The organism is Ktedonobacter sp. SOSP1-52, assembly GCF_016587395.1.
This window is the reverse complement of the sequence record NZ_BNJH01000004.1, coordinates 1035638-1061467: the sequence shown is the minus strand read 5'-3', so window position 1 is coordinate 1061467 and position 25830 is coordinate 1035638. Positions and strand designations below refer to the sequence as shown.

Annotated in this window: 23 protein-coding genes and 1 tRNA gene; 8 read left to right on the top strand and 16 right to left on the bottom strand. The window is 54.8% G+C overall.

What is annotated here, in order from left to right:
* Positions 1-117: 117 nt before the first annotated feature.
* The 3 genes from JMJ16_RS39730 to JMJ16_RS39720 form a co-directional block, all read right to left on the bottom strand.
* Positions 118-981 (bottom strand): PP2C family serine/threonine-protein phosphatase, encoded by an 864-nt coding sequence (locus JMJ16_RS39730; RefSeq protein WP_201390474.1) that lies wholly within the window; start codon positions 979-981, stop codon positions 118-120.
* Between the two features lie 365 nt (positions 982-1346).
* On the bottom strand, positions 1347-2771 hold the full coding sequence (gene der, locus JMJ16_RS39725) for a ribosome biogenesis GTPase Der (protein ID WP_201390472.1): 1425 nt from the start codon (positions 2769-2771) through the stop codon (positions 1347-1349).
* 362 nt (positions 2772-3133) lie between these two features.
* Entirely contained in the window at positions 3134-4084 is a 951-nt protein-coding gene (locus JMJ16_RS39720) for a ribose-phosphate pyrophosphokinase (protein ID WP_201390470.1), read from the bottom strand.
* Positions 4085-4284: 200 nt separating this feature from the next.
* Between JMJ16_RS39720 and JMJ16_RS39715 the strand changes: the two genes are divergently transcribed.
* The gene (locus JMJ16_RS39715) at positions 4285-4830 is read left to right on the top strand and encodes an RNA polymerase sigma factor (protein WP_201390468.1); all 546 of its coding nucleotides are present in this window, start codon (positions 4285-4287) and stop codon (positions 4828-4830) included.
* Positions 4830-6206: a WD40 repeat domain-containing protein gene (locus tag JMJ16_RS39710; RefSeq protein ID WP_201390466.1), complete on the top strand. Its 1377-nt coding sequence runs from the start codon at positions 4830-4832 to the stop codon at positions 6204-6206. The genes JMJ16_RS39715 and JMJ16_RS39710 overlap by 1 nt, the downstream gene beginning before the upstream one ends.
* Positions 6207-6277: 71 nt before the next feature.
* Here the strand turns inward: JMJ16_RS39710 and JMJ16_RS39705 are convergent, their stop codons facing one another.
* The 3 genes from JMJ16_RS39705 to JMJ16_RS39695 all read right to left on the bottom strand — a co-directional run bounded on the left by JMJ16_RS39705 (position 6278) and on the right by JMJ16_RS39695 (position 9427).
* Positions 6278-6763 (bottom strand): YggT family protein, encoded by a 486-nt coding sequence (locus JMJ16_RS39705; protein ID WP_201390464.1) that lies wholly within the window; start codon positions 6761-6763, stop codon positions 6278-6280.
* A 243-nt stretch (positions 6764-7006) separates the two neighbouring features.
* Positions 7007-8782 (bottom strand): DUF2079 domain-containing protein, encoded by a 1776-nt coding sequence (locus tag JMJ16_RS39700; protein WP_201390462.1) that lies wholly within the window; start codon positions 8780-8782, stop codon positions 7007-7009.
* Between the two features lie 45 nt (positions 8783-8827).
* A complete protein-coding gene (locus tag JMJ16_RS39695; protein WP_201369991.1) occupies positions 8828-9427 on the bottom strand; it encodes a metal-dependent hydrolase in 600 nt (199 codons plus the stop codon).
* A gap of 274 nt (positions 9428-9701) precedes the next feature.
* On the opposite strand from JMJ16_RS39695, the gene JMJ16_RS39690 reads away from it, so the two are divergent.
* Together JMJ16_RS39690 and JMJ16_RS39685 are read left to right on the top strand one after the other, a co-directional pair.
* Positions 9702-11480, top strand: coding sequence for a chloride channel protein (locus JMJ16_RS39690; RefSeq protein ID WP_374229155.1), 1779 nt, complete (start codon positions 9702-9704; stop codon positions 11478-11480).
* Between the two features lie 315 nt (positions 11481-11795).
* The gene (locus tag JMJ16_RS39685) at positions 11796-12341 is read left to right on the top strand and encodes a macro domain-containing protein (protein WP_201390460.1); all 546 of its coding nucleotides are present in this window, start codon (positions 11796-11798) and stop codon (positions 12339-12341) included.
* A gap of 69 nt (positions 12342-12410) precedes the next feature.
* Here the strand turns inward: JMJ16_RS39685 and JMJ16_RS39680 are convergent, their stop codons facing one another.
* The 8 genes from JMJ16_RS39680 to JMJ16_RS39645 all read right to left on the bottom strand — a co-directional run bounded on the left by JMJ16_RS39680 (position 12411) and on the right by JMJ16_RS39645 (position 19555).
* The gene (locus JMJ16_RS39680) at positions 12411-12728 is read right to left on the bottom strand and encodes a non-heme iron oxygenase ferredoxin subunit (protein WP_201390458.1); all 318 of its coding nucleotides are present in this window, start codon (positions 12726-12728) and stop codon (positions 12411-12413) included.
* Between the two features lie 6 nt (positions 12729-12734).
* Entirely contained in the window at positions 12735-13145 is a 411-nt protein-coding gene (gene sufU, locus JMJ16_RS39675; protein ID WP_201390456.1) for a Fe-S cluster assembly sulfur transfer protein SufU, read from the bottom strand.
* A 16-nt stretch (positions 13146-13161) separates the two neighbouring features.
* Positions 13162-14430 (bottom strand): cysteine desulfurase, encoded by a 1269-nt coding sequence (locus JMJ16_RS39670; RefSeq protein WP_201390454.1) that lies wholly within the window; start codon positions 14428-14430, stop codon positions 13162-13164.
* A 91-nt stretch (positions 14431-14521) separates the two neighbouring features.
* Entirely contained in the window at positions 14522-15901 is a 1380-nt protein-coding gene (gene sufD / locus JMJ16_RS39665; RefSeq protein WP_201390453.1) for a Fe-S cluster assembly protein SufD, read from the bottom strand.
* A gap of 70 nt (positions 15902-15971) precedes the next feature.
* Positions 15972-16790, bottom strand: coding sequence for a Fe-S cluster assembly ATPase SufC (gene sufC, locus JMJ16_RS39660; RefSeq protein ID WP_007912687.1), 819 nt, complete (start codon positions 16788-16790; stop codon positions 15972-15974).
* Between the two features lie 320 nt (positions 16791-17110).
* Positions 17111-17635, bottom strand: a complete 525-nt coding sequence (locus JMJ16_RS39655; RefSeq protein ID WP_201369997.1) for an Rrf2 family transcriptional regulator — start codon at positions 17633-17635, stop codon at positions 17111-17113.
* A gap of 311 nt (positions 17636-17946) precedes the next feature.
* A complete protein-coding gene (locus JMJ16_RS39650; RefSeq protein WP_201390451.1) occupies positions 17947-18663 on the bottom strand; it encodes an alanyl-tRNA editing protein in 717 nt (238 codons plus the stop codon).
* A 61-nt stretch (positions 18664-18724) separates the two neighbouring features.
* Complete coding sequence (locus JMJ16_RS39645; RefSeq protein ID WP_201390449.1) at positions 18725-19555, bottom strand: class I SAM-dependent methyltransferase; 831 nt, start codon at positions 19553-19555, stop codon at positions 18725-18727.
* A gap of 356 nt (positions 19556-19911) precedes the next feature.
* Between JMJ16_RS39645 and JMJ16_RS39640 the strand changes: the two genes are divergently transcribed.
* The 3 genes from JMJ16_RS39640 to JMJ16_RS39630 all read left to right on the top strand — a co-directional run bounded on the left by JMJ16_RS39640 (position 19912) and on the right by JMJ16_RS39630 (position 24124).
* Positions 19912-21459 (top strand): cellulose-binding protein, encoded by a 1548-nt coding sequence (locus JMJ16_RS39640; RefSeq protein ID WP_236601901.1) that lies wholly within the window; start codon positions 19912-19914, stop codon positions 21457-21459.
* A 191-nt stretch (positions 21460-21650) separates the two neighbouring features.
* Complete coding sequence (locus JMJ16_RS39635; RefSeq protein WP_201390447.1) at positions 21651-23081, top strand: amidase; 1431 nt, start codon at positions 21651-21653, stop codon at positions 23079-23081.
* Between the two features lie 185 nt (positions 23082-23266).
* Positions 23267-24124 carry a DUF2785 domain-containing protein gene (locus JMJ16_RS39630; protein ID WP_201390445.1) on the top strand — a complete coding sequence of 286 codons (858 nt, stop codon included), beginning with the start codon at positions 23267-23269 and terminating at the stop codon, positions 24122-24124.
* Positions 24125-24218: 94 nt separating this feature from the next.
* Here JMJ16_RS39630 and JMJ16_RS39625 read toward each other — a convergent pair whose 3' ends face one another.
* Positions 24219-24683, bottom strand: a complete 465-nt coding sequence (locus JMJ16_RS39625; RefSeq protein ID WP_201390443.1) for a response regulator — start codon at positions 24681-24683, stop codon at positions 24219-24221.
* 289 nt (positions 24684-24972) lie between these two features.
* On the opposite strand from JMJ16_RS39625, the gene JMJ16_RS39620 reads away from it, so the two are divergent.
* Positions 24973-25047, top strand: a tRNA-Thr gene (locus tag JMJ16_RS39620).
* Between the two features lie 304 nt (positions 25048-25351).
* Here JMJ16_RS39620 and JMJ16_RS39615 read toward each other — a convergent pair.
* The gene (locus JMJ16_RS39615) at positions 25352-25777 is read right to left on the bottom strand and encodes a heme-binding protein (RefSeq protein WP_201390442.1); all 426 of its coding nucleotides are present in this window, start codon (positions 25775-25777) and stop codon (positions 25352-25354) included.
* Positions 25778-25830: the final 53 nt, after the last annotated feature.

Here is a 25830-nt window from a genome sequence, read left to right as displayed (position 1 = left end):
TATTCATCTTTTCCTGCCGCCTGCGGCGGCAAGAGGAAAAGAATTTGGGGACACCCCAAACCCCGCCAGGAGCTCCGCCCCTGGACCCCGTTTGTGCAAACTTGCACACCGAGTTAGCTAGTGAGCGCTTACCTGAACCACAACAGCGGTGATATTGTCCTCGCCACCGCCAGCATTCGCCAGCTCGATGAGCTTATCGCAGATGGCCTGTGGACTGGCCTGCATCTTCATTGTGCGCTCAAGCTCCTCGGGATGAACCATCTCCCAGAGGCCATCAGAACAGAGCAAGAAGAGATCCCCTGCTTGAACCGTCTCATGGAAGATATCCACTTCCAGCGTTGAGCGACCAGCACCCAGCGAACGATAAATCAGATTACGATGAGGATGCGTATAGACCTCTTCCGGCTTGATCTGCTTGGTCTCGACCAGCTTGGCGACCAGAGAGTGATCCTTGGTAAGAGGGGTTAGCGCTCCATTACGTAATAGATACGTACGACTGTCGCCAACGTTGCCAATATAAGCAAGATCATTCTGTATCAGCAGCGTAGTCACGGTGCTGCCCAGGCCACGCGCCTCGGATTGCTGCTCGCCATAGCGCACGATCGCCTGGTTTGCTTGCTTGATTGCGGCCCGCAGTTGATCCTCTACGGCACTCGCCATCGTCGCTTCAGAGAGTTTATGAGTCTCGGCTTTAGAGGGCTTCCCAGTGGGAGACGAGGGACGCAGCATGGAGCGGTCGATCTTGATCGTGGGCTGATCATGAATTGGCTTAAAAAACGTATCCATGGCCTTATTAATGGTTTCCACCGCCATGCGACTGGCAACTTCCCCCGCTTTATAGCCACCCATGCCGTCAGCGACTATAAATAGACCGCGATCACCATCCTCGGCAGATTCAACCCTGCGATATGGTCGATCTTCGTTTTGATCGCGTTGCTTGCCGACATCCGTCTTATCAGCAGCGAAGAGTTTTATGTGCATAGGTACGTACCTCATAGAAGCAGGAATGCGGAATGTAGTTTTCCATGCCCACTATAGCATATAGTAGTATTGATGACAATTGAAACATCGCAGATAGATTGATAAGTAAAAACTCTTTTATTTCTAGCCAGAGCAAGAACGTCGCTGAGAGTTCTTTTCTACAAGCCCATCAATTCATTTATATACTATGATTAGCTGTAGAGCCGATGATGGTTCGCCCGCGTGCATTCCCCTCCTTCTCATCCGCGCTCTGTTGCATATACGTGTTAACTACCTGCAAGGTTGGAAAAATAAAGAAAGTAAAGAAGGGATGTGCTGGCGGTCCGCGGGCCGCCAGCACATCCCTTCTTTACTTTCTTTATTGATTATTTCTCGCGGTCGTCTCTGGTGGAGCGGGCGCGGAAGTAGATGCGGATACCTGTGCCTTTGAAGCTAAAGGCTTCGCGCAGGCGGTTCTCCATAAAGCGTTCATAGGAGAAGTGAACTGAGCGTGGATCGTTCACGAAGAAGACGAAGGTTGGCGGATTGACGCGTATCTGCGTCGCGTAGTAGACGCGCAGCGGCTTCATACCAGTCACATACGCGGGCGTCTGGCGGCGTTTAGCCTCCTGCACGACCTCATTCAGGCGCGCGGTCGGTACGCGCAGGTAACGCATATCGGAGATCTTCAGCGCGGTCTCTAGAATCGACTTGACGTGGTAACCGGTCTTGGCCGAGGCGAAGATGATGGGCGCATAGGGAATAAACTTCAGCTCGTTCATCAATACCTTGCGGTAGTGCTCGGCATCGTCGATCTCCTCATCTGGCTGCGGATACTCGCCCTCGCGCTCGGCTTTGCGCTGCTCCTGCGCCAGGTCCCATTTATTGACCACCACAATCACGCCTTTGCCCATCTCGTGGATCGTACCCGCGATATGAGTATCCTGCGCCGTCAGGCCCTCGCTGGCGTCGATGAGCATCAGAGCCACATCACAGCGCTCGATGGCGCGGGTTGAGCGCAGGACGCTATATTTCTCCACGCCCACGCCCACGCGACCACGGCGGCGGATGCCAGCGGTATCAACCAGTTTAATCTTCTGGTCCCCAAACTCAAGCTCGGTATCGATGGCATCACGGGTAGTGCCGGGGATATCGCTGACAATTGAGCGATTGACACCCAGGATGGCATTGAGCAGCGAGGATTTGCCGACGTTTGGACGCCCCACGATGGCGATACGCGGGGTCTGCTCGTCTTCCTCTTCGTCCTCCTCAGAGACAGGAGGCAGCGCCTCGACGATCCTGTCCAGCAGGTCGCCGGTACCCGTACCCTGAATGGATGAGATATCGGTGGGTTCGCCCAGGCCCAGGCTATAGAACTCGACAACATCCAGGCGACGCGAGGCATTATCGGCCTTATTGGCCGCCAGGATGACCGGCTTAGTCGCGCGGCGGCGCAGCAGGTCGGCGACCTCATCATCAGCGGCGGTAATGCCGGCACGCGCGTCGACCATGAATACTATCACATCCGCCTCTTCGATAGCGAGCTGAGCCTGGCTCATGACGTGATCCATGATATCGCCTGGCTGTCCGGTCAGGCCGACCTGGCCGACAGGAATGCCCGTCCCCAGTTCCAGGCCACCAGTATCGATGAGCGTAAACTCACGACCGTTCCAATCGGTATCTCCATACAGACGATCACGGGTCGTACCGGGCATATCCTCAACAATGGCGACACGCTCGCCAATCATGCGATTAAAAAAAGTAGATTTGCCGACATTAGGTCGGCCAACGATGGCAACAAGTGGCTTCATGTGTCGCCCTCCCACCCTTTCAGTGCAAACAAAAGATGATGTTAATTGTTAACATCATGTGCAAGTCGTTTCTGCCGCCTGCGGCGGCAGGAGGAGGGAAGAAATTGGGGACACCCCAAACCCCGCCAGGGGCGACTGCCCCTGGACCCCGTTCTTGAAAACTTACACATGGGGTTAATTAATTAGATAATAACTGCGTTCAATGTTATCTGGCGAATTCTCGAATCTTGACGCAGGCATTATAGCATAAAGTTTTACCGCTGGGTAATAAAGGGGACCAGCGTGTGTGGATTATAGTCCATGCCAGCATGGACCCTACAGGGCCGTTGTAGGGTCCATGCTGGCATGGACTAAGGCACTTATTAGTAGAAGAGTTCGGAGACGGAGCGGCCGTCGTGGATGCGGGTGATCGCGCCAGCTAAGAGACCCGCAACCGAGAGCACTGTCAGGTTGGGCAGGCGGTTGATGTCGGGAGGGGGAATGGAGTTTGTGATGACCAGTTCTTTTAGAGAGGCAGCGCGCAAGCGCTCGATGGCCGGGCCAGAGAAGATGCCGTGGGTCGCGGAACAATAGATATCGCGCGCGCCCTGCTCGCGAACCACACGGACAGCCTGCGTAATAGAGCCAGCGGTATCGATCTCATCGTCCACAATCAAGGCATTGCGGCCCGCGACATTGCCGATGATGCCCATGGCCTCAGTGATCCCCTCGTTGCCCAGGCGGCGCTTCTCAACGATTGCCAGGGGAACGTTCAGGCGGTCCGCCAGTTTGCGTGCCTTCTTGGCGAAGCCCTCGTCGGCGGAGACGACAGTCAGGTCCTCGATCTGTTTCTGCGCGAAATACTCGGCCTGAATGGTCTGAGCGGTCAACTCATCAACCGGAATATTAAAGAAGCCCTGAATTTGCCCGGCGTGCATGTCCAGCGTCACCACGCGGTGGGCGCCCGCGACTGTAATACAATCAGCGACCAGGCGCGCCGTAATCGGCACACGTGGCTGATCCTTCTTGTCCGTACGGCCATAGGCGTAATAGGGAATGACGGCGGTGACACAAGCCGCCGAAGCCCGCTTAAGGGCATCAATCATAATGAGAAGCTCCATGATAGAGCGATTGACAGGCGAGCTAAAGGACTGAATAACAAAGACATCGTTCCCGCGGACATTCTCGTTTATTTTGACAAAAATATTTTCATTACTAAATTGAAAGACATCAGCCTCCCCTAGCGATATGCCTAGATGATCGCATATCTCTATAGCAAGCTGGCGATTAGCGTTTCCAGTGAAAATGCTCAGTTCGCTCGTCAATGTGTTCACGTGGCACCTCCTGAGTACCCCAGATTATACCATACTGACAAGCGCGACCGCAGGCACACCTCTTACTCCGGAGTGGCACAGGCGTGAAGGAACCTCTGAGAAAGTGGCTTTTCATATGTATTGTTACACTTGACCTTTCTATACGATTGGTTCACTGAATATTCGCTAGCGAAATAAATTCTTAAGAATAGGACACGGATATGCAGCCTTTACGTTCCCTGGATGACGAGGATGAGGTAGGGATTTCAGAGCTCTATCGACAACATGCCTCCGCGCTTCTGACCCATCTACGGACCAACCTGAAGTCGAGAGAGGATGCTGAAGATCTGCTCCTGGAGGTCTTTATCGCAGCCCTTGAACGCGATTCTCTGCGCACACTCTCTCAAGAAGAGCAACGCTTCTGGCTCTGGCGGGTCGCCCGGAACAAACTGGTTGACCATTATCGCAAGAGAGCACGGCAGCAGAACCTGCCTTTAGAGGTAGCGAGCGACATGGTCTCCCCCGATGGGGAGTTCATACCCGAGTGGACGGTGCTGCGCAATGAGGAGCAGCGCGACCTGATAACGGTCATTGAAGGTCTGCCTTCGCTGCAAAAAGAGGTACTGCTCTTACGCTACGTCGAAGGGCTGCGCTCGCCGGAGATCGCGCGTATGCTGGGGAAACGAGATACAGCTGTACGGATGATCCTCTCACGCACTTTAAATCTGTTGCGCCAAACCTTCGAGAAACGACTGGGAGGAAGATAATGGAACATCAAGAGCAACCTTTTACACCTGAGCAAGTCGATGAGCAGGTAGAACAGCGTTTCAGCGACTTGCACACGCCCGAGGCCCAGTTTCACTCAGAGATGCAGCAGGTCACCCGGCAGATCCGCGAGGAGCATGATCGCTCCCTACAGCGGGTCGAACAACGTCTGATGAAATACGCTCGTACGCACGCTGAGTACGCGGCAGCCAAACCGGAAAAGCAGCCAGCATCGCCGCGTACATTAAAACAAGGAAGATCACGCTTTATGGAAAAGAAGCAAACATCAACGTTTGCCCGACGTGTGACCACGTTGGTCGCGGCCTTTGTTATGGTTCTTCTTGTCGGCAGTTTGCTTGTCGTCCTGAACCTTTCACGACAAGCGACGGGCACAGGCTCAAAAGTCACTCCAACCGCAACCGCGACGCCCGTAAAGACCTATTCCAGCGCCCAACGGCTCTGTCAATTCGCGGATAATAACAATACTGCGGGCAATGGCCCACCAGAACCCACGTTCGACTGGTCCGCCAATGGCCAGCTCGCGGTCACCTATGGAAATCTGGAGATCGTCGATGGGGCAACGTGCGCACAAAAACTGCATCGCGACAATCACGGCATTAATGCCCTCTGGTCGCCTGATCATACTCGTCTACTGAGCATCTATACCTCGCCTCAGATATTGGATGCCAGCACCGGGAAGGTTCTGGCGACCTATGCACGCACCATTTATGGCACTGCTAGCGGCGGTGGTGGTGGTTATATGGTTCCGGATGAGTCAGTTTGGTCCACAGATGGGACGCAGATCATCTCGCTGATCGCCGGTCCGCCACACCACTGGACCATTCAGACCTGGAGTGCCAGCACAGGCAGGCTGATTAACACACCCTTGACACAGAACGGTGATCTAGGATTTATGAGTTTATCGCCACACGGTACACACGTCGCCATTAGCACGGGAAAGGATATCGAGATCTGGAATATCGCAACAAAAACGCTGGTAAGCCATCTTCCAGCCAGCATCGATGATCAACATTACTTCTCGCGGGCCTGGTCACCCGATGAGACGATGCTCGCCCTTGGCACAGCAGATAGCAACCATGTCAACATCTGGTCTGTGAGCGATGGGAAACAGATCGCCTCATTCGCGGACAAAAACATCGGTTCCCTGGCCTGGTCGCCGGATGGCAAATACCTGGCCGAGAGCAACACCATGATTCACCTCTGGGATGTACGCGCCCAGAAAGCGGTGGCGACCTTTGGTGATGATCAGTGGATTGCCAACCTGGCCTGGTCGCAAGACGGCAGCAAGATTGCTTCCTCAGCGGTCAAACAGGGCGATTTTACTAAAAACACGGTAAGCGTCTGGAAGCTCTCATAAAGGGCAAAAGGTGCACTGTAGCAGAACAAGGGAGGTGGCATAGCGTGCTATGTCACCTCCCTTGTTCTCTCTTATGACTCCACGGAGTCTTCGGGGCCGGTAATCAGGATATGCAGGAAGCGGCGGATGGCCCAGAAGACCAGGAAGTAGATGAGCATCGCGATGAGTGTTGACCACTCAAAGGCCTGGTCGGGACGTACGGAGAAGGGATGGACCAGCGTGCTAAAGGGAAAAAGGACGATATCGGTCAGTGAGTAGAGAAAGCCCGCGAAGAGATTATTGTGGTCGGCTCCGATGAGCTTGAGCAGGAAGCGCATTGCCAGTGTGACCTCCAGGACGGTCAAGAACCAGCGCAGGAAGTCATTGAGCTTGCCAATGGCATACTTTACGGTTCGGGCTTCTTCCTGACGCGTCTCCGCTATCTCTACCTCGGGGCCAGGCTCATCAGCCACGGGCGCAGGGGGCGACGCTGGCTTCATAGGAAGATCATCCATGCGCCCCATACGCGAGGGCTGTACGCTCGTTGGCTCATTGGGATAGGGATTATTATTGCGCATCCTGCCATTCCTCCAACAACTTATACGAAAACCAATCCCCATTCGGGGACGCGGCGCTACTCTCGTAGCTAGCACACCGCGCTCAGTTTTTTGAAAGGCAACAAACCTCAACAACAATTGCCTGAAAGCGCAGAGACAAACAGTTCAGCAATTGTTTGCCTGCATGGATTATAACATCTCGTGCCCGTGAAAAGCTATGGGTTTACGCGGGCAATTTCAGGACTTCTCTGGGGCATCCGTGCGTCAGGAAGCAGGCGAATTGATCGCGCCGCTGCCACAATGCCCATTGCTCTGCACCAGCAGGATCACTCCTTCAATCTGCTTGAGGGTACAGAACTGTTGCGAACTACGAACCTGGTTGAGCATACGGGCCGTGCTATCCTTGTCCTCTTCAGGAACGATGTTGTTGAGATCTACCACGATATACTGCACGGTGCGCAGATTCTTCTGCTCATCGGTATAGGTAATGAGCGGAAAGACCGTTACATAGGGGCGCTCGGTGAGGTGAGGATTAAGCGTCCCGCTTGCCGAGACGGAGGCAGTTGGCGGAATAGAAGTGAGCAACTGGTTGATGGCCTGGTCACGATCGCCCGGCAGGTGATCGGGCAGCAGCACATTAAACCAGGGGATCATGATCACAAAATGCAGCAGGACCATACACACAATCCAGAGCGAGACCACCCATTGCAACCGTGCCAGCGTCACCGTCCGCGCCAGGTCAACGATGCGATCATTAAGGCGCTTCCGACGATGCGCGCTTGCGATTGAGACGGCCAGCAGGCCGGGGCGAGCAAAGGTGAAGGGGCGAGACAACAGAGATAGGCCCGAAAGGAATGTCAGGCGCACATTCTCCAGGCCACGCATAAAGGAGTCCACCTGCGCCTTCTCGCGTAGTGCCTGCTCATCAGTCACCAGTACGGAGTCAACCGGCTCGCCACGCCACTGCTGCCATAGCGCCACCAGGCGCGCCAGCCCAATAATCGACGCCATCACCACAAAGGGAATGATGGGGGCATTGTAGTGATAGATACCGCTATAAAGAAGGGAATTGTTATTAGGCAAGAGATTGAGCGCCAGGTTGGGCAGAGCGGGAAGCAGCCACTCAGGCGCGAAGACACTGAAGAAACCGGAGCAGCGCGCAAGCCCTGCCAGGTAGTAGAAGCGCTCAAGAGTGAGATAGGTCATGGGAAGAACCCAGGGATGCATAACGATGTTCACAAGCGCATCGCTGGGGGTTGCTCCCAGGTAGGCGTAGCGGTACCAGAAGTTATTGCCCTGGTTACCGGGATAGAAATGCTTGATCATCGACCAGGCAAAGATGCCATAGAGGATACCACCCAGAATGAGAATCAGGCCCAGGCGAGGCGCCCGGTATTTCCAGATTATCAGCATGCCAAAGACCGCCACCACAAAAGGAATCTCTTCTTTACAGGTCGCCGCCAGGGCGCAACAGAGGAGGCACCAGCCAAAGCGGCGGTAGGTGAGGGAGAGAAAGGCATAAAGGAAGCAGGGGGTGACCAGCGCCACCGGGTGAAAATCGAAGAGATTGATTCCGATCAACGAGGCCGAGAGCAAATAACCCAACACCATGACCGCCGCCACCAGAGGCCACTGTGGGAGGTAGCGCCGCGTCATAAGAAAGATCGGTAACGCCCCACTCACCAGGACCAGCGTCTGAAAGATCAGCAGGATGCGTGGATCGGCGCCAAAGACATAGAGCAGCGAGAGGGGCAGGAGCACTGGCTCGAAGTGTTGCGCGAGACGAATGGGGGGGCCATACCAGTCAACGCCCTGGTTCGTCCACTGAAACGGGTGCCCATGCAGAGTATTCCAGAGCACCTGGTCCATATTCCCCAGGTCGAAAGCCGTAGCCTTGAAGGAGGTATAGCGTAGCACAGCCAGAAAGCCCACAATCAGGGCGTAAACCAGCATAGCCAGCACCAGTAACGACCAGGAGAGACGCACCTGGGCGCGCGGCGATACTTGAACCTGTATAGAGAATTGTGGCAAACGTATCATAAATGTTTAACTCGCCTTTGGGTAGGAGTGCCGCAGGCACGAAGGCTAGAGGATGACATACCCCTGCCAGATACAAACCGCGACCACGAACATAAAGCCCCAGACTATTAAAAATTCCGGCCAGGTACCTGTACGGAAACGAAACTTATTATCCATTGGAATGCCAAAGCGCTTGTGCATAGGCCAGAACAGAGGTATACCGCCATAGGTCAGCGAATCACATAAGAGGTGCATCACACATCCAAACAAGACGCCAAAGAAAACGACATGTGAAATGCCCACCACATGCGCGGGAGCGGAATAGCCTCGTAAGCCCAGTAGATATATTACCACTCGTTCCAGCCCTATGGCTAGCAATGAGCCGACAGCCAAGCCAAGAAGACTATGAAACACCGTGCGATGACCTGCAATGCCCTGAATCGTCTTGCTAATGATACCAAAGCGATGGCCCAGGGTGCTACGTGCATTATCTATATCTGGCAATAGCGCGCCAAAGCCAACCGCACCATAATATACCGCCTTACTCACCAGCAGTGGGAGCGTCACACTCGTGCCCGCCGTAAGAGCATTGCCAGAGATATGCGTGACACTATCGAAGACGACCCCGGCTACCAGACCAATCAATAAATGTGAGCGACCTTCCATGCGCTTTTTGTCTCCCCTGAAACTCAATTTTCTTTCTGCCTTGGGCAATTGTAGAGAGAATATAGAGTGGTGTCAATAGACACCCTCTTTCAATTTATGTCGTAATACGATACAATATTCAGAGGAACGATATGTGTCTACTACTAAGGAGAAACAATTGGCAATTAATGCGTGGCAGGAGGAACATCGACAGGCGGGGAGGGATGCGGCGAAACAAGCAGGTAGTCAAAAGAAGGTCAATCATGAGTTGGGGGATTTTACGACTACCCCACGTATGCTTTTCATCTCGCTCATCGCGCTTGTCATTGGTATTGTGAGCACCTTTATAGCTCTACTCTTATTAAAATTAATCGGACTATGTACAAATCTCTTCTTTTATCTACGCTGGGATACGGCCCTTGTCAGTCCCGCACAGAGTCCCCTGGGGATTTTCATTGTGCTGGTGCCTGTAATAGGTGGACTGATTATCGGTTTTATGGCGCGCTTTGGCTCGCCTAAGATCAGGGGGCATGGAATTCCAGAGGCGTTGGAAGCTATCTTAATGAATGGCAGCAAGATCGAGGCCAAGGTAGCACTACTCAAGCCGCTCTCGGCGGCGATCTCGATTGGGAGCGGTGGCCCCTTCGGCGCCGAGGGACCAATCATCATGACGGGCGGCGCTATTGGTTCTCTGATCGCGCAATTCTTTCATTTCTCCAGTAGCGAGCGCAAGACGCTGCTGGTGGCGGGGGCAGCGGCAGGTATGTCGGCAACGTTTGCCACGCCTGTGGCGGCGCTGCTGCTGGCAGTCGAACTCTTGCTCTTTGAGTGGAAGCCGCGCAGCCTGATCCCTGTGGCCCTGGCCAGCGCCACGGCTGGGATTGTGCGCTACTACATTCTGGGGGCGGGCCCGATCTTCCCGGTGCCGGCACATGTGGCGTTTATTGGTCCAGTAGGTTTCCTGGGCTGCCTGCTGGTCGGCGTCCTGGCGGGACTGGTCTCAGCGCTTATGACCTACCTGGTTTATCGCTTCGAGGATACCTTCTCACTCCTGCCCATTCACTGGATGTGGTGGCCAGCTATTGGTGGCCTGGGCATTGGCATTGGCGGATTGATCTATCCACGCGCGCTGGGCGTTGGTTATGATGTTATTGCGCAGTTGCTGCGGGGAGATGTCTCGCTCCAGTTGATCCTGGGCGTTCTGCTGGTCAAGCTCTTGATCTGGTCGTTCTCGCTTGGCTCAGGCACCTCGGGTGGTGTACTGGCCCCATTGTTGATGATGGGTTGCGCGTTAGGAGCGGCTGTGAGCCTGTTTCTCCCCAACGAGGGACCGGGCTTCTGGGCACTGATCGGTATGGCCGCGATGCTCGCGGGAACCATGCGCGTCCCCTTTACCAGCCTGGTCTTCGCCTTAGAACTCACGCACGACTTTAATGCCCTGGTTCCGCTGCTGCTGGCAACCCTAGTGGCCTATACATTTAGCGTGCTGGTCTTGAAACGTTCGATCCTTACCGAGAAGGTGAGCCGTCGAGGATATCATCTTAGTCGGGAATATGCTACTGATCCCCTGGAGATCCTCTTTGTACGCGAGGTCATGCGTACTAGCGTGGTCGCCATTCCCGCCAGCATTACACGCGACGAATTGAGCAGCCTGCTCACCGAGGGTCAATCGCAGCAGCGTGGCATTCAGCACCTCTATCCTATTGTTGATGACCAGGTGCAGATTGAGGGAGTCGCGACACGCCACGACTTGATGAACCTGATACGCAACGAGCCGGGCAAGCGCCAACTGGCCGACTGCATCCAGGCCAGCCCGGTTGTGGCGTATGAAGATGAGAATCTGCGCAGCGTAGTCTATCGCATGGCCGAGACCGGCTACACGCGTTTCCCGGTAGTTGAACGCGAGCATCCAGAGCAACTGGTGGGCATGGTCTCACTCCAGGACCTGCTCAAGGCTCGCTCACGCAACCTGGCGGAGGAGCGCGAGCGCGAGCGATTGCTGCACCTGCGCTTGCTCTTTCCCTCGCGCGCCAGAAAGGGAGCACTCACAGGCAGCCAGACAACAGGAGACTAAGGCAGGCGTATCGCTATCTCTGGATGTGTTTCTACACAAACGGCATATACTAATCCTACGATAGCGAGTTTGGGCGGCCCTGGACACATGTGTCCAGGGCCGCCTTCTATCATTTTCTTGTATAGCTCGTGTCAAAAAAAGAAGGGGCGCAGCCCCAGCAGGGAAGGACCCCTGCCCCCCTTTTCTCCTTCGGGTCTATGATAACGTGCCGGTTGTCCCTCTTTCCGCATAGCATGTAGCACAAGTATACGCTACAGTACCATACAGTTATCATCGCAGAACCATTGGACTTCATGAGAAAAAAGGACAACCCTTATGACGACAATTAATGGCACCGCTACCAACGTGACTATTTTACCTGGGGACATTACCGTAGTTCCCGCTGATGCATTAATCACACTTATTAATAGTGGAGGTATTTGGGGCGGTGGGGTAGATAGAGCGATCATGCAAAAAGCTGGTCAGCAATTTCATCAGATAGCCGCTCAGCATATGCCAAACCCTATCAGACAAGGAGACGTCATTTTCGCTGACGGTTCACGTATCCAGCATAGTGGGGCGTTTCGCAACGTCATCTTCGTCATTGATGACTTACAACTATCCTTAGAAGATCTGGTAAAAGAAGCGCTGGAGGTAGCATTCGTACGCGGCTTGCAAAACGTGTCACTCCCCTTGATGCGTACAGGCCTCATGGCTGGCATGGTTGAAAAGACGCCAGAGGAAGTAGCCTACCAGATGTCGGAAGCCATTAAAGAGGTAGCGGCTACTCATCCCTCTCAGACGATGGAGATCAAAATAGTCATCTATGTCGACCCACAACAATGGAGCCAGAGATTGCTTGCAACCCTTCAGGCTAGATGAGCAATCTTATACTTCTCATGCGTGAAGTGAGGTGATGCCCCCTGACAGCCAGAGTGCATCACCCGGCACTTATTCTTCGGGGAGGCCGACGAAGATGGTTGCATCTTCGATTTTGATGGAGTAGGTATGGAGGTCCTGGCGTGCGGGACCGCGCAGCACCTTGCCGGTGCGCACGTCGAATTGCGCGCCATGCCAGGGGCAGGTCAGTGTGCAGCCCTCCAGCTCGCCCTCGTTGAGGGGTCCGCTGATGTGAGTGCAATTATCGGTAAAGGCGCAGATCTGGCCCTCCACCTTTGTCAGGCAGACTGGTTCGCCATCAACTTCTACCGCGTAAAGCTCGCCTTCTTTGATCTCTTCCAGGCGAGCTGCCTTATAGAACTCAGTCATACGGCCTTATTCGTCCTCATCTTCATCATCAAGATTGGGGTGCTCAAAGCCTCCCATAGCCAGGCCCCGATGGAGTACACGCAGGGAGAGGAAGGCGCACTTGGAGCGAGCAGGGCTGATGGGAATGCCTAGTACCTCCAACACTTCCTCTTTCCCCAACTTTACAACTTCGTCTATCGGCTGGCCCTCAATCATCTCTGAGAGCATGGAGGCTGACGCCTGGCTGATCGCGCACCCACGCCCCTTGAAGCGGACCTCAGCGACGCGCCCATCCTGCACGACCAGGTCCATGGCAAGCTGGTCGCCACAGAGCGGATTGGAGTCCTCTGAGTGGACATCGGGCTGCTCCAGTGTACCAAAATTACGTGGATTGCGATAGTGATCCAGGATATATTCGCGGTAAAAATCCATTGCCATATATGTATGCCTCTTTTTAGAAAGTAAAGATTTGGAGGGCTTTGTGCAGGCCCTGGACGAGGGCGTCAATATCTGCTTTTGTTGTATACACGTAGAAGCTGGCGCGGGCGGTTGCGGGCACATCGTAGCGCTCCATGAGTGGTTGCGCGCAGTGATGCCCGGCGCGAATGGCCACACCAGCCTCCTGGTCGAGAATCGAGGCCAGGTCGTGGGGGTGGACATCGCCAAGTGTGAAGGAGATGACGCCTCCGCGCTGACCGATCTCGCGGGGACCATAGATCGTCAGGTCGGGAACCTGCTGGAGCTGCTCCAGGGCATAGGCCGTCATTTCTTGCTCATGGGCCTGAACCCAGTCCATGCCCAGCTCATTCAGGTAGTCTACCGCCGCGCCCAGGCCGATGGCCTCGGCAATAGCGGGGGTGCCCGCCTCAAACTTCCAGGGCAAATCGTTCCAGGTGGACTCGTGGAGCTTGACAGTGCGGATCATATCGCCGCCACCCATGAAGGGGGGCATAGCCTCCAGCAGAGCACGCTTGCCATAGAGCACACCAATACCCGTTGGGCCCAGCATTTTGTGCGCGCTAAAGCAGTAGAAATCGGCGTCGAGGGCCTGGACATCCACTGGCAGGTGGGGGACGCTCTGCGCGCCATCCACCAGGACGATAGCCTCGACGGCATGAGCCTGAGCGATCATCTCTTGCACGGGATTGATGGTTCCCAGCACGTTCGACATATGCGTAAAGGCGACCAGCCTGGGGTGCTGCTCCAACAACTGCTGATAGAGATCCAGGCGCAGCAGGCCGTCATCGGTAACCGGAACAAACTCCAGGCGTGCGCCTGTGCGCTGGGCGAGCAATTGCCAGGGAACCAGATTGCTGTGGTGCTCCATCTCGGTCAGCACAATCAGGTCCCCGGTGTGGATATTCGCGTTGCCCCAGCTATAGGCGACCAGGTTGATGCTCTCGGTCGTGTTACGTGTGAAGATCACCTGCTTGCTATGGCGAGCATTGATAAAGCGTGCAACCTTGACGCGAGCACGTTCCTGGGCCGCGGTAGCCTCTTCACTGATCGTATAGACCCCGCGATGCACATTCGCGTTATAGGTCTGGTAGTAGATATTCATGGCCTCAATGACAACCTGGGGCTTCTGCGAGCTGGCCGTGCTGTCGAGATATACGAGAGGCTTATTGTGTACCTGGCGTGCGAGGATAGGGAAATCCGCGCGCACCTCGGCGGCGGTGCGTCCACTGTGTGTCTGTTGTGTCTGCTTTTCAAATGTCACCATAATACTTCCTCTGCCTGGCTGCTTGCTGTTTATAAGATAGAGGGCACCCACCGGCCTGGAGGGTGCCCATTATGCGTTTAGCGCTGTGTGACTAGTACTCGCTGAGTTCAATCTCGTCTGATTGAGGACGAGTTGAGTCATCGAGGTAGATGGCGCCTTCGTCGACACCCTCGATCTCCCAGCGCTCCTGGGCGTCAACCCAGGTATCGGCCTCGGTCGCGGACTCACCACTCATACGAGAGATGATGCTGCGGCGCAGGCGAATGCGCAGGTTCTCCAGGGGAATGCGCTGCAAGACTGGCTCGAAGAAGCCCTGAACGATGATGCGCTCAGCCTCTGGGCGCGCGATACCGCGTACCATCAGGTAGAAGAGCTGCTCCTCATCGATCTGGCCCGTGGTGGCACCATGGCTAGCGCTGACATCGTTCGCGGCGATCTCCAGGCCAGGAATAAACTCGCCACGAGCCTTCTTGCTCAGCAATAGACCATGCGCGGCCAGGAAGGAGGCCGTCTGCTGCGCATTCGTATGGATGCGAATCATGCCATCGAACTCGACGCGTGACTCATCGGTCAGGACACCCTTGATCATGGTCTCCGCGTTGGTCGAGACGCCAACGTGGTCTGAGAGGGTATTGATGGCGTAGCGCTGGTTGTGGTCGGTGAAGAAGACACCCACCAGTTCAGCGGCACAACCATTGCCCTGGAGGCCCGCGCCAATGCTATTGAGGTTGAGCTGGGCACCCAGATCGGCCATCACGAAGGTTACGCTAGCATCGTTCTCATGCGTCGCGTTCTTGTTGGTGATGAGCCAGGTATGCTGATCGAGATCCTGCAGGTTGCTGAACTCGACCATTGCCTCGCGTTTGGCAATGACCTCAACCACGTCGCTGACCAGGCTAGGATGCTCGGCCTCGACGCTGGAGGTGAACTCCTGCACAAAGCGGGTGCTGCTCTGAGATTCCGCGATCACCAGTGAGTGGGAGAAGATAGCCGATGCAGAGCTATCGACCCAGACCTGGGCCAGGATCGGCGCCTCGATCTCCACGCCATCTGGGACATAGAGGAAGAAGCCACCCGTCCAGAAGGCCGCGTGCAGGGCAGTATACTTACTCGCAGTCGCGGGGACACACTTCGTCATAAAGTGCTCCTGCACCAGCTCTGGATACTCGCGAACGGCGGTCTCCAGGTCGGTCAGGATGACGCCCTGCGCCTTCAACTCATCGTTCAGGTGTATATACACAACCGACGAGTTATGCTGCACGATCAGGCCGGAGCGCTCATTGACCAGCGACTCTTGCAGCGACTGCTGAATGGCTGGAGGGAGCGCGGTATCCGGCGCGGGAACAAAGGGCTTTAGTTCCTGGAACTTAAAGCGAGAGAGATTCTGGAGGGTGCCCAGGTCGCCGCGGCGTCCCAGGGGGGCGGGAGTCTGCTCATAATGCTCCCAGGCCTGAAGGCGCTTCTGTAGCATCCACTCAGGTTCCCCCTTCTGACGCGACAGCTCAAGCAGCGCATCCTTTGTGAAACCTGTAGTTAGAGCATTAAGCATTCGTGGCCACCCCATTCTCATTGGATGTCAGCCACTCGTAGCCCTTATCCTCAAGCTCGAGCGCCAATTCCTTCGTACCAGACTTGATGATGCGGCCCTGGTACATGACATGCACGAAGTCGGGGGTAATGTAGTTAAGCATGCGCTGGTAGTGGGTGATCAACAGAATGCCCAGGTCGGGACCGCGGAGCGCGTTCACGCTCTCGGAGACAATCTTTAGCGCGTCAATGTCGAGACCCGAATCGGTCTCGTCCATCAAGGCGATCTCAGGCTCCAGCAGGGCCATCTGGAGGATCTCAGCACGCTTCTTCTCACCACCGGAGAAGCCATCGTTGATCGAGCGATTGATGAAGCTATTATCAACCTTTAGCAGCTTCATCTTCTCTTGCAGGAGGCGGCGAAACTCACCTGGGGGAACGGCCCGGCGCTTGCCCATCTTGCCGGTGGGGTTCTCACCCTCTTCAAGGGGCTTATTGCCTTCACGCACAGCCTCTAGAGAGCGGCGCAGGAAGTTAGCCACGCTCACACCGGGGATGGACATGGGATACTGGAACGCCAGGAAGAGGCGCATACGCGCGCGGCGGTCGGGAGAGTACTCAAGAATATTCTCGCCCTTGAACCAGATCTCACCATCGGTGACTTCATACTTGGGGTTACCCATGATCACATTCGCCAGGGTGCTTTTGCCGGACCCGTTGGGTCCCATCAGCGCATGAACCTCACCCTGGTTGACCACGAGGTCGACGCCACGCAGAATAGGCTTACCTTCAATATTGGCATGAAGGTTCTTTATAACGAGTTCAGATCCCATTATGGATAACACCTTCCTCAATTAAGTCTAAGATCTTATTCCGAAACCCAACGTCACTGACGTGACAGCGCTTCGCGCTCAGGGTTTTCGGATCAGAAGTAAGTGCGAATCATGGTACTCAAGCCAGAAAACGATTCGCCTTATCTATCAGAACATATGAATGTGCGCGCCGCGATTGACAATGTAGTAGTAAACACAGCGCAAAATGTGTAAGTTGATGATCTATACAGCCACAAAGTATGGAAAGCGATCCCACGCTCTCCTACCTTTGATAACTATCGGCATACAAGGAAAAAAACGTGACCTGTGGTGGCAAGCGGCTATTCGGCGGTCAACAACTCGTGAGGCGATGCCATATTGGCACCGATGCCAACGTGAATATCCGTCAGGGCAATAAACTGGCCTGTCTGCCCCGTAGGCTCGGTCGTTTGAGCCACCAGTTCGGCCAGGGTAATTGAGTCAAGCGTCTGAGCGACCGCATCACGAACGCGCGCCCAGAGGTACTTGGTCTTACAGGAATCCATAAAACCGCAGACCTGGCTCATCTCCCCCTCGGTCGCACAGATCATAGGTGAGATCGGGCCTTCCAGCACACGCACAATCTCGCCCATCGAGATCTCATTGGGATCTCGGCTCAGGCGATAGCCTCCATGCGCGCCACGCGTACTACTCACTAGTGGCGGGTCGGCATCGCGCAAGAGCTTGACAAGCTGCTCTAAGTACGCCAGTGGCAACGTCTCAGCTTGCGAAATATCTGTGAGCGAACGGGGACGGCCACCGTAGTGACGAGCCAGGTCGACCATAATGCGTACACCATACTCGCCTTTAGTAGATACCCGTAACATTGTGGTCTCTCCCTTTTTCCTTGCTCTGACGCCCTTTTCGCTCTATGCTCACGACTCGATGCATCTGCCAGCAACTGGAATACACTTGAGCATAGCCCTGGCGCTAATGAACGCGCCCAGCCAGGAAATACCGTCAGAGGATACACACGTCAGATGAGCAATGAGCACTACACGAAATTAATCCGACCTAATCACTAGGAAATATTTTAGCACTCAGGCCACAAAGCGTCAACTGGTGAATCAGAGAGTGAGGGGTGCAGTTTGCGAGCGCTTGCGCTCGCAAACTGCACCCCTCACTCTCTGATTCGTTTCTAGCGTGCTTCGACAGCGATCTCCAGGCGTTTATTGATCTTGCCCTTGCTCTTATAATTCACCACGCGAATGCGCTCGACCTCGTGGGTATTGGCAACGTGGGTGCCGCCATCGGCCTGGATATCCAGGCCCTCAATCTCAAGGACGCGCACTATGGTCATAGCGGCGGGGAGGAGGCTGACCTTGGTGCGAATGAGATCGGGATTCTGGTCGGCCTCGGCGCGCGGCAGGAAATAGACTCTGGTCGAGCGGGCCTCGGCGATCTCGGCGTTGATACGCTGCTCAATCTCCTGCACTAGCTCGGCTTTCAGGTTCTCAAACTCAAAATCCATGCGTCCACGCAGAGGCTCCATATTACCGCCCGTCACCTTCGCGCCATAATCGCGCCAGACCACCCCGCAGAGGATGTGCATGGCGGTATGCGTGCGCATGAGTGCATAGCGACGCTCCCAATCCAGCACGCCGTGTACCCGGCTCCCAACGGCGGGTGGCTCGCCCTCGACCTGGTGCCAGACATAGCGCTCATCCTTCGAGACCTTCGTCACCTGCCAGGTTTGCCCATCCTGGCTGAGCGTTCCCAGATCGTGCGGTTGCCCACCACCACCAGGGTAAAAGGCGGTAGTATCCAAAGCGACAGCGTTCCCCTCCACGACAAGCACCGTCGCATCAAACTCTTTTACATACGCATCGGTATGATATATAGCCTGCGTCTCCACGTTTGCATCTCCTTCTGCATGGCAAAATGATGGGGTTGCCAGTCCAAAACTGACAACCCCATCATATCATTACCATTGACTTCTTATTAGCGGCGCTTGCGTCCAACCACAATCTGGCGTGTGCCCTTACCAAAGGGCTTCCAGTCATAGCCACCGTAGATGGACTCAATCGAGAAACCAGTTGCCAGGAAGAGGAGTTGGAGCTCTCGGGGAAGAAGACATGCATATCCAGACGTGTCAGATAGCGCTCGTTCTCGCCCGTTTCAAAGAACTTCTCATGCGTCCAGGTGAGGTGCTGCACCTGCTCAAAGGCGTCATACTTACGCGTCGTATAGAGCATCATCGTGAAATCGCCATCGGGCGATTCCAACTCGTCCTCTAGATAGACGGTCGAGGGGCGATTGAGGGCATCGCTCAGGTAATCGATGTCGGGCAGGAAGACATCGACGACAAAGCGCCCGCCGGGGGCCAGGTGCTCCAGCGTTTTCGAGAAGGCCGCGAACTGTTGCTCAATTTCGTACAGATGCGAGATCGAGTTGAAGGGGAGAATAATCAGGTCATAGGTTCCCCTGGCTGGCAGATCGTAGTCGCACATATCGCCCTGATGCAGGCTCACGCGCTGCTGCGTGGCTTCGGGTAGTTCGCCAAGCTTGCGCTGGTAGGCCTTGAGCATGCCAGGCTCGAGGTCCAGGCCGTCCAGGTGAAAGGCGCCAGGAACCTTTAATAACTCTAAGCCGATGCGCCCGCTACCACAGGCCAGTTCAAGCACATGCTGAGGGGTATAACGCACCATCAATTCCTGCCAGAAGGGCACATCCTGCTCAGACTGGCTTTGATACTCCAGGTCATAATCACTGACCCGCTCATAATATTCGCCCATTTCGTAAGGCATGGTCTGGAAGCTCCATTTGCTCGCTCGAAAACGTACCTATGAGATCGATTGGTCGAGCCGCGCCAATCGCCTCTATACAAGAAGAGTTTAGTGTGAAGGAAACCGGGTCATGTCCCGGTCTGAAACCTTGTAGAGATTACCATAAAGCCTACAGGGGAGACAATCATTCCACCAAGAATTCCCCCTGCTTCCTTGAAAACTGAATAAAAACTGAATGCTTATGGCATTGCATAGAGAAAAGTCTATGTATATGCTTGGTATATATGTGCTTTTATGCGATTCCTGCCCACATTTATCCAGCGGAAACAGGCGTCCACCGAGGGACACCTGGTAGTTTATGAGAGCAAGTAAGGAGCATGATGCGAAAAGTATTTAGCTTGCCGCCGCGCCATGGCAGAGGCAGGTCCACGCTGCCAATGATGCTGGCCCTGATCGTAACGTTTGTCATGCTGGGTGCATATCCGCTTAGCGCAGCCGCTGCGGATACTCCCACAGTGCAAGTCACCGTTGATACACATCACACGCTAGCCACCATTCCCGAAACAGCGCTAGGGACCAATGCCGCCGTCTGGGATGGTCACCTACTCGACCAGGGCGTTCCGGATCTCCTCCACAACGCAGGCGTCAAAGTGATCCGTTATCCTGGTGGCTCGACCTCGGATGTGTATCACTGGCAGTCCAATACAACAGAGCCAAATCAGGGTTATGCGAATCCAAACAATACGTTTGACGCCTTCATGAACGTGGCGCAAGCGACTGGCGCGCAGCCAATGATCACGGTTGACTATGGTGCTGGCACACCGCAGGAGGCCGCCGATTGGGTACAGTATGCCAATAAAGGAGGCGTGGGCTATACCGGGCCTGTCCCGACATATACCGGGGGGAGTAGCACCGGTCACACCTATGGTATCAAGTACTGGGAAATCGGCAACGAGCTCTATGGCAATGGCACCTTTGGCGCGAACTGGGAGTACGATCTCCACGAGAAAGGGCCGGTTGCCTATGCCAATAATGCCCTCCAATTCATCCAGGCCATGAAAGCGGTCGACCCCTCCATCAAGATCGGAATTGTACTGACCTCGCCCGGCGACTGGCCCGATAGCGTGGCCGCGCCTGGCTTGAGCACAGACTGGAATAACACCGTCCTCTCCATCCTGGGCAAGCAGATCGACTTCGCCGATGTCCACTGGTACGCACAGAATCCCGGCAACGAGTCAGATGCGGGTCTGCTCGCCAGCACCTCGGCCCTACCCGGCAAGGTCGCCACACTCAAGACAGAGTTGCAGCAGTATAGTCCGGGCAAGAATGTCCCCATCATGATTACCGAGACCAACTCGGTCTCATACAATCCAGGCAAACAGACAACCAATCTGGTCAATGCCCTCTTCCTGGCCTCGAACTATATGAACTGGCTGGAGAGCGGCGTGCAGAACGTTGACTGGTGGGATATCCATAACGGCATCGTGACCTGGGGAAATAACAGTCCAACGCTCTATGGCAGCAATCAGTATGGAGACTATGGACTGCTCTCCACCGGCGATAGCGAGCCACCAGCGAATACCCCATTCCCCACCTACTATAGTCTGCAAATGCTCCATCACTTCGTTGATGGAAATGGCAGCATGGTAGCATCTTCAACGGACCAGAGCCTCATAGAGGTCCATGCTGTGCGTCAACATAATGGCAAACTGGCCCTACTCCTGATCAATAAAGATCCGCAACAAAGCTATCAGCTCAAGCTGGCAGGTGGCTGCGGCGACCAACAGGCTAGCGCCACCGTCTACTTCTATGGCCAGAATAGTAGCGCCATAACGGTGCAGTACATCTCTGGCAAGGCCCTCTCGACGCAGACCCTGCCTCCTTACTCACTCACGACTATCGTGCTGAATGGAGAGAACAACTAACAGGCCCTAATCGCAGTTTCATTCATAGGTATATAGGGACAGTAAACGCGAACCGCTCGGTTCGCGTTTACTGTCCCTATATATTTTCCACCTCAACCTGATACAATAGAGAGCAATGAAGCGGGAAGACGCATTCGGCAGTATAGAAATTAGGAGATGCGTCGCATTTTTTGCGGAAGAGGATATTTTGCATGAGCTATTTGTCCATACGTGAAGTGGCCGAGGAGTTACAGGCAGGCATTATTATGCCCACGGAGCTGGTGGAGGAGACCCTCAACCTGATCGAGGAGCGCGACACTGAGGTGGAGGCCTTTGTGACGGTGATGCGTGAGGAAGCTATGGCGCAGGCCGAGCAGGCCGAGCGCGAGCTACGCACAGGTCTCAAGCGTGGTCCCTTGCATGGCATTCCCATCGCCATTAAGGACCTCATCGCGGTCAAGGGAGTGCGCACGACAGGCAGCTCGCAGGTCCTGGCGGAACATGTTTCTGAGGAAGATGCCACCGTAATCGAGCTTCTGCGTAAGGGTGGGGCTATTCTTATTGGTAAGACCAATACGTATGAATTCGCCTATGGTCCCTACTCGCCTCCCACGCGCAATCCCTGGGACCTGACGCGCACGACGGGTGGTTCCAGTGGCGGCTCGGCGGCGGCGGTCGCGGCAGGCATGGTACTGGGCGCCATTGGCACCGATACGGGCGGCTCCATTCGTATCCCCTCCGCGCTCTGTGGCGTTACCGGTCTCAAGCCAACCTATGGACGCGTTAGCTGTCATGGTGTGCTTCCTTTGAGCTGGTCGCTGGACCATGTCGGGCCTATCGCGCGGAGCGCCGAGGATTGCGCATTCATCTTTGATGCTATTGCCAAGTATGACCCACGCGATCCCAATAGCGTCTCGGGACCTCCCAGCTCGCCCAGCCGCTCGACGGCGACCCTGATTGAGGGCGCGGAGGGGCGCGGGCCGCTCTCGCTACAAGGGCTACGACTCGGTGTGCCTCAGGAAGACTTTGTCGCGCCGCTTGATCCCGAGATCCACATGGCCTGGCGCGGCGCGTTGCACGTGTTGGAGGAAAACGGAGCCGAGCTTGTCAATGTCGAGCTACCTCGTCCCACGATGACAACGTATAGAATGGTGCAGAAGCCAGAGGCGTCCCTGGCGCATATGCAGCAAGGCTGGTTCCCTCACCAGGGTGATCTGTATACCGAGCTGGTTCGCACACGGTTACGCGAGGGACAGGAGATTCCCGCCGTGGAGTATCTCAAGGCGCAACAGGAGCGGCGGGCCTTCACCAGCCAGTTACGAAGCATCTTACGAACCGTCGATGCCTTTGTGCTACCCACCCAGGCCATGGCAGCGATTCCCGCTGAGCAGATGGGGCAGGAGGTTACTATTAATGGCGTGCAGGAGAACGCGACCGATGCCATGCTCCGTATGACTATGCCCTTCAACCTCGTCGGCTTCCCAGCGGTCTCGTTCCCCTGTGGCTTCACGTCTGAGCATCTCCCAATCGGCTTACAAATCGCGGGCAAACCCTTTGAAGAGGCCACGGTATTGCGTATCGCCCATGCCTATCAGCAATTAACCGACTGGCATCGCCGCGAAGCGTGGGAACGCCATCAATAGCCTTCGCGCCTGAGGCGCTCGCTCTCGTTGGTAGTGTGGTGCGGGTTGGCAGCCTATAGCTGCCAACCCGCACCACACTACCAACGAGAAAAATGAGGAGGCACGACACGACCGTGTACAATGGACTCAAAGGAATGAGTAGTAGACATACCTGAACTTTTACTGGTACTAGAACGGGAAAAGCGATGGAAGCAACAGATAATCTGGCAGAGAACAAAGAGGCCTTACGCTCTATTGTTGAGCAAAATTATGCTATACCAGAGGCGCTTGATAGCCTTGAATTTGCGCAAAAGTTATTAGTAAATCTGGGATCGAGCGATGAAGAGCTGCGTGATGACCTGAGCTATATGATCCTGGCACGTGGCATCCTGGAGCCGGGGAAGCTAGAGTCAGAACAGCTTAAGCAGCTTCTCATAAGTGTTATAAACGATGAGCATCTCTTCTACCATATTGGAGAGGTGAACAACGACAGCATCCTGATGCGCAGCTTCTCGAACCTCATCATCGCGGCTATCCTCTATACGGATGCCTCTCGGCCCAGTCTCTCACGTGAGAGCATTGGCCGTGTGAAGGATGCGCTAATGCGTTATGTGCGTGAGGAGAAAGACTGGCGCGGCTATATTGAGGGCAAGGGTTGGGCACACAGCATGGCTCACCTGGCCGAGGCGCTTGACACCTACGCGCAGCATCCTCATGCAACCAGCGATGACCGTAAAGATGTGCTCAAGCTGCTTAGCCAGCTTAGCAAGACCTCGGTTCCCCTCTTTTATGAAGAAGATGTACGCCTGGCAACGGTCGCGCACCATATCATTCTGGGGAAACAGGTGGATTCAGAGTTCCTGCATAGCTGGCTCAAAAGCTGCTACGTCCAGCGGGAAACGGATATACGCTCATGGCGTCGCGCTAACAATACCAAAAACTTTCTGCGCAGTCTCTACTTCCTGCTGCTCTGGGATAACATTGGTGTTGGCCTGATGGACGATATCGCGCACATCCTCAGACGGCAGGACGAACCCTTTGCCGAGAGCGAAGAGGGAATATAGTTGGTGATCAGGGTCCCTGCCTGGCACAAAGAGATGAGAGCAACACGCGAGTTCGGTTGCTCTCATCTTCGGGCATATCCACCAGGGAACATTACTAACATTGTAGTAGTGAGTCAACCTTATCTAGTAATTCGTCCAGTTCAAAAGGCTTGTTCAAGGCCACGAGATTGCGTTTCCGCACCTCTTCCTGGGGTGGCAGGTACGCGCTCATCATAATTGTGGGCGTCCCGGCAAGCTCATTTAGGGCGTGGAGACGATCATACAGCTCAATCCCATTCATCAGTGGGAGACGATAATCGGTAATGATCAGGCAGGGCTTTACCTGTTTGGCCAGGGTCAGCGCCTGCATACCATCATTGACCAGTAACGGGCGATAGGGCGTCTCCTGGCACAGGGCCTCCACCAGCATAAAACCGATATAGTCATCATCTTCAACAATGAGAATGGTTTTATCTTCTGCGCTCTGGGGGGCAACCGCCGCGAGCGCCTCAGTTGAAGGCTCGCTTTGCCACATCTGCCCCTGCGCGGTCTCAGTCATGCTCTCAGTCATATATTGCATGCATTCCCTCCTCACGTATGCACACAGTATGCACACAATCAAGCTCATACATTCGTCTGTGATATTAAGAACACGCCAAAGGCTGGGATTTCGTTTCGCGCCAAGCTTTAGAAATATCTTAAAAACCACCCTAAAAGCCTTAATGCAACCCTTGACATTGGAAGCAGATATCGGTATAATCCTCTACAGATCTACTAAGATCTTATTCCAAAACCCAACCGCCATTCGGGGGCGCAGCGTCACTTGCGTGTCTAGCGCTTCGCGCTCAGGGTTTTCGGATCAGAAGTAAGCCGGCGTAGCTCAGGGGTAGAGCAGCTGTTTTGTAAACAGCTGGCCGGGGGTTCGAATCCCTTCGCCGGCTCCATTTTCCTCCTCACACACTTCACACCACACAAAAAGCCGCTTCAAGCAACTTTCCGCCAGAGACAGAAAATCACTCAACCATGAGCACCTGCCCCAATCATGAGCTGGAATCATCCATTGTCGCCAGAACATAGCTTCGGAAGCGGTTTCCAGCACTCGACCGTTGTAAATTCATTGTGGAAGAGATGGAGCCAAGATCTTGACCAATCTGTGTACTGAGGACCTTTGCGGAAGTGGGTATCTCCCGCAAAGGTCCTCAGTACATTGAGGCAAGACGTAGAGAAGAACTAGAGATCTGGCCTCTCTCACGCTGACAGGTAAGCATGCAAGGCATGTTCTCCCGCCTGGGCAAAGATCCCATCCTGGCTGGATCGCGCGCCGCTCACCCCAATGGCTCCAACCACCTGTTCCCCAACGCGTAAGAGGAGTCCTCCTTCAACGGGGACCATGCCAGGCACCCCTAGGACGGTCATATTTCCCTTATCAAGAAGCTCTTCATGGAATTTGGTCGGTCGGCGAAAGTGCACGGCATGAACGGCCTTCGCAACTGCCATATCCACGCTCGCGTTGGCATTTTCATCCATCCGTTGGAAATAGAGCAGACGACCACTATCGTCGACAATAGCGATAGCTACAGAACATTCATTTTTGATAGCTTCGTTTTCAGCTGCTGCCGCAATCGCTTTGGCAGCAGCAAGAGTGAGTGCTGGTTTGGTTGGTAATTGAGGCATGAGATCTCCATTCTTTTCTATTTTTGGATCTGAAGCAGAGAAATCAAACGACG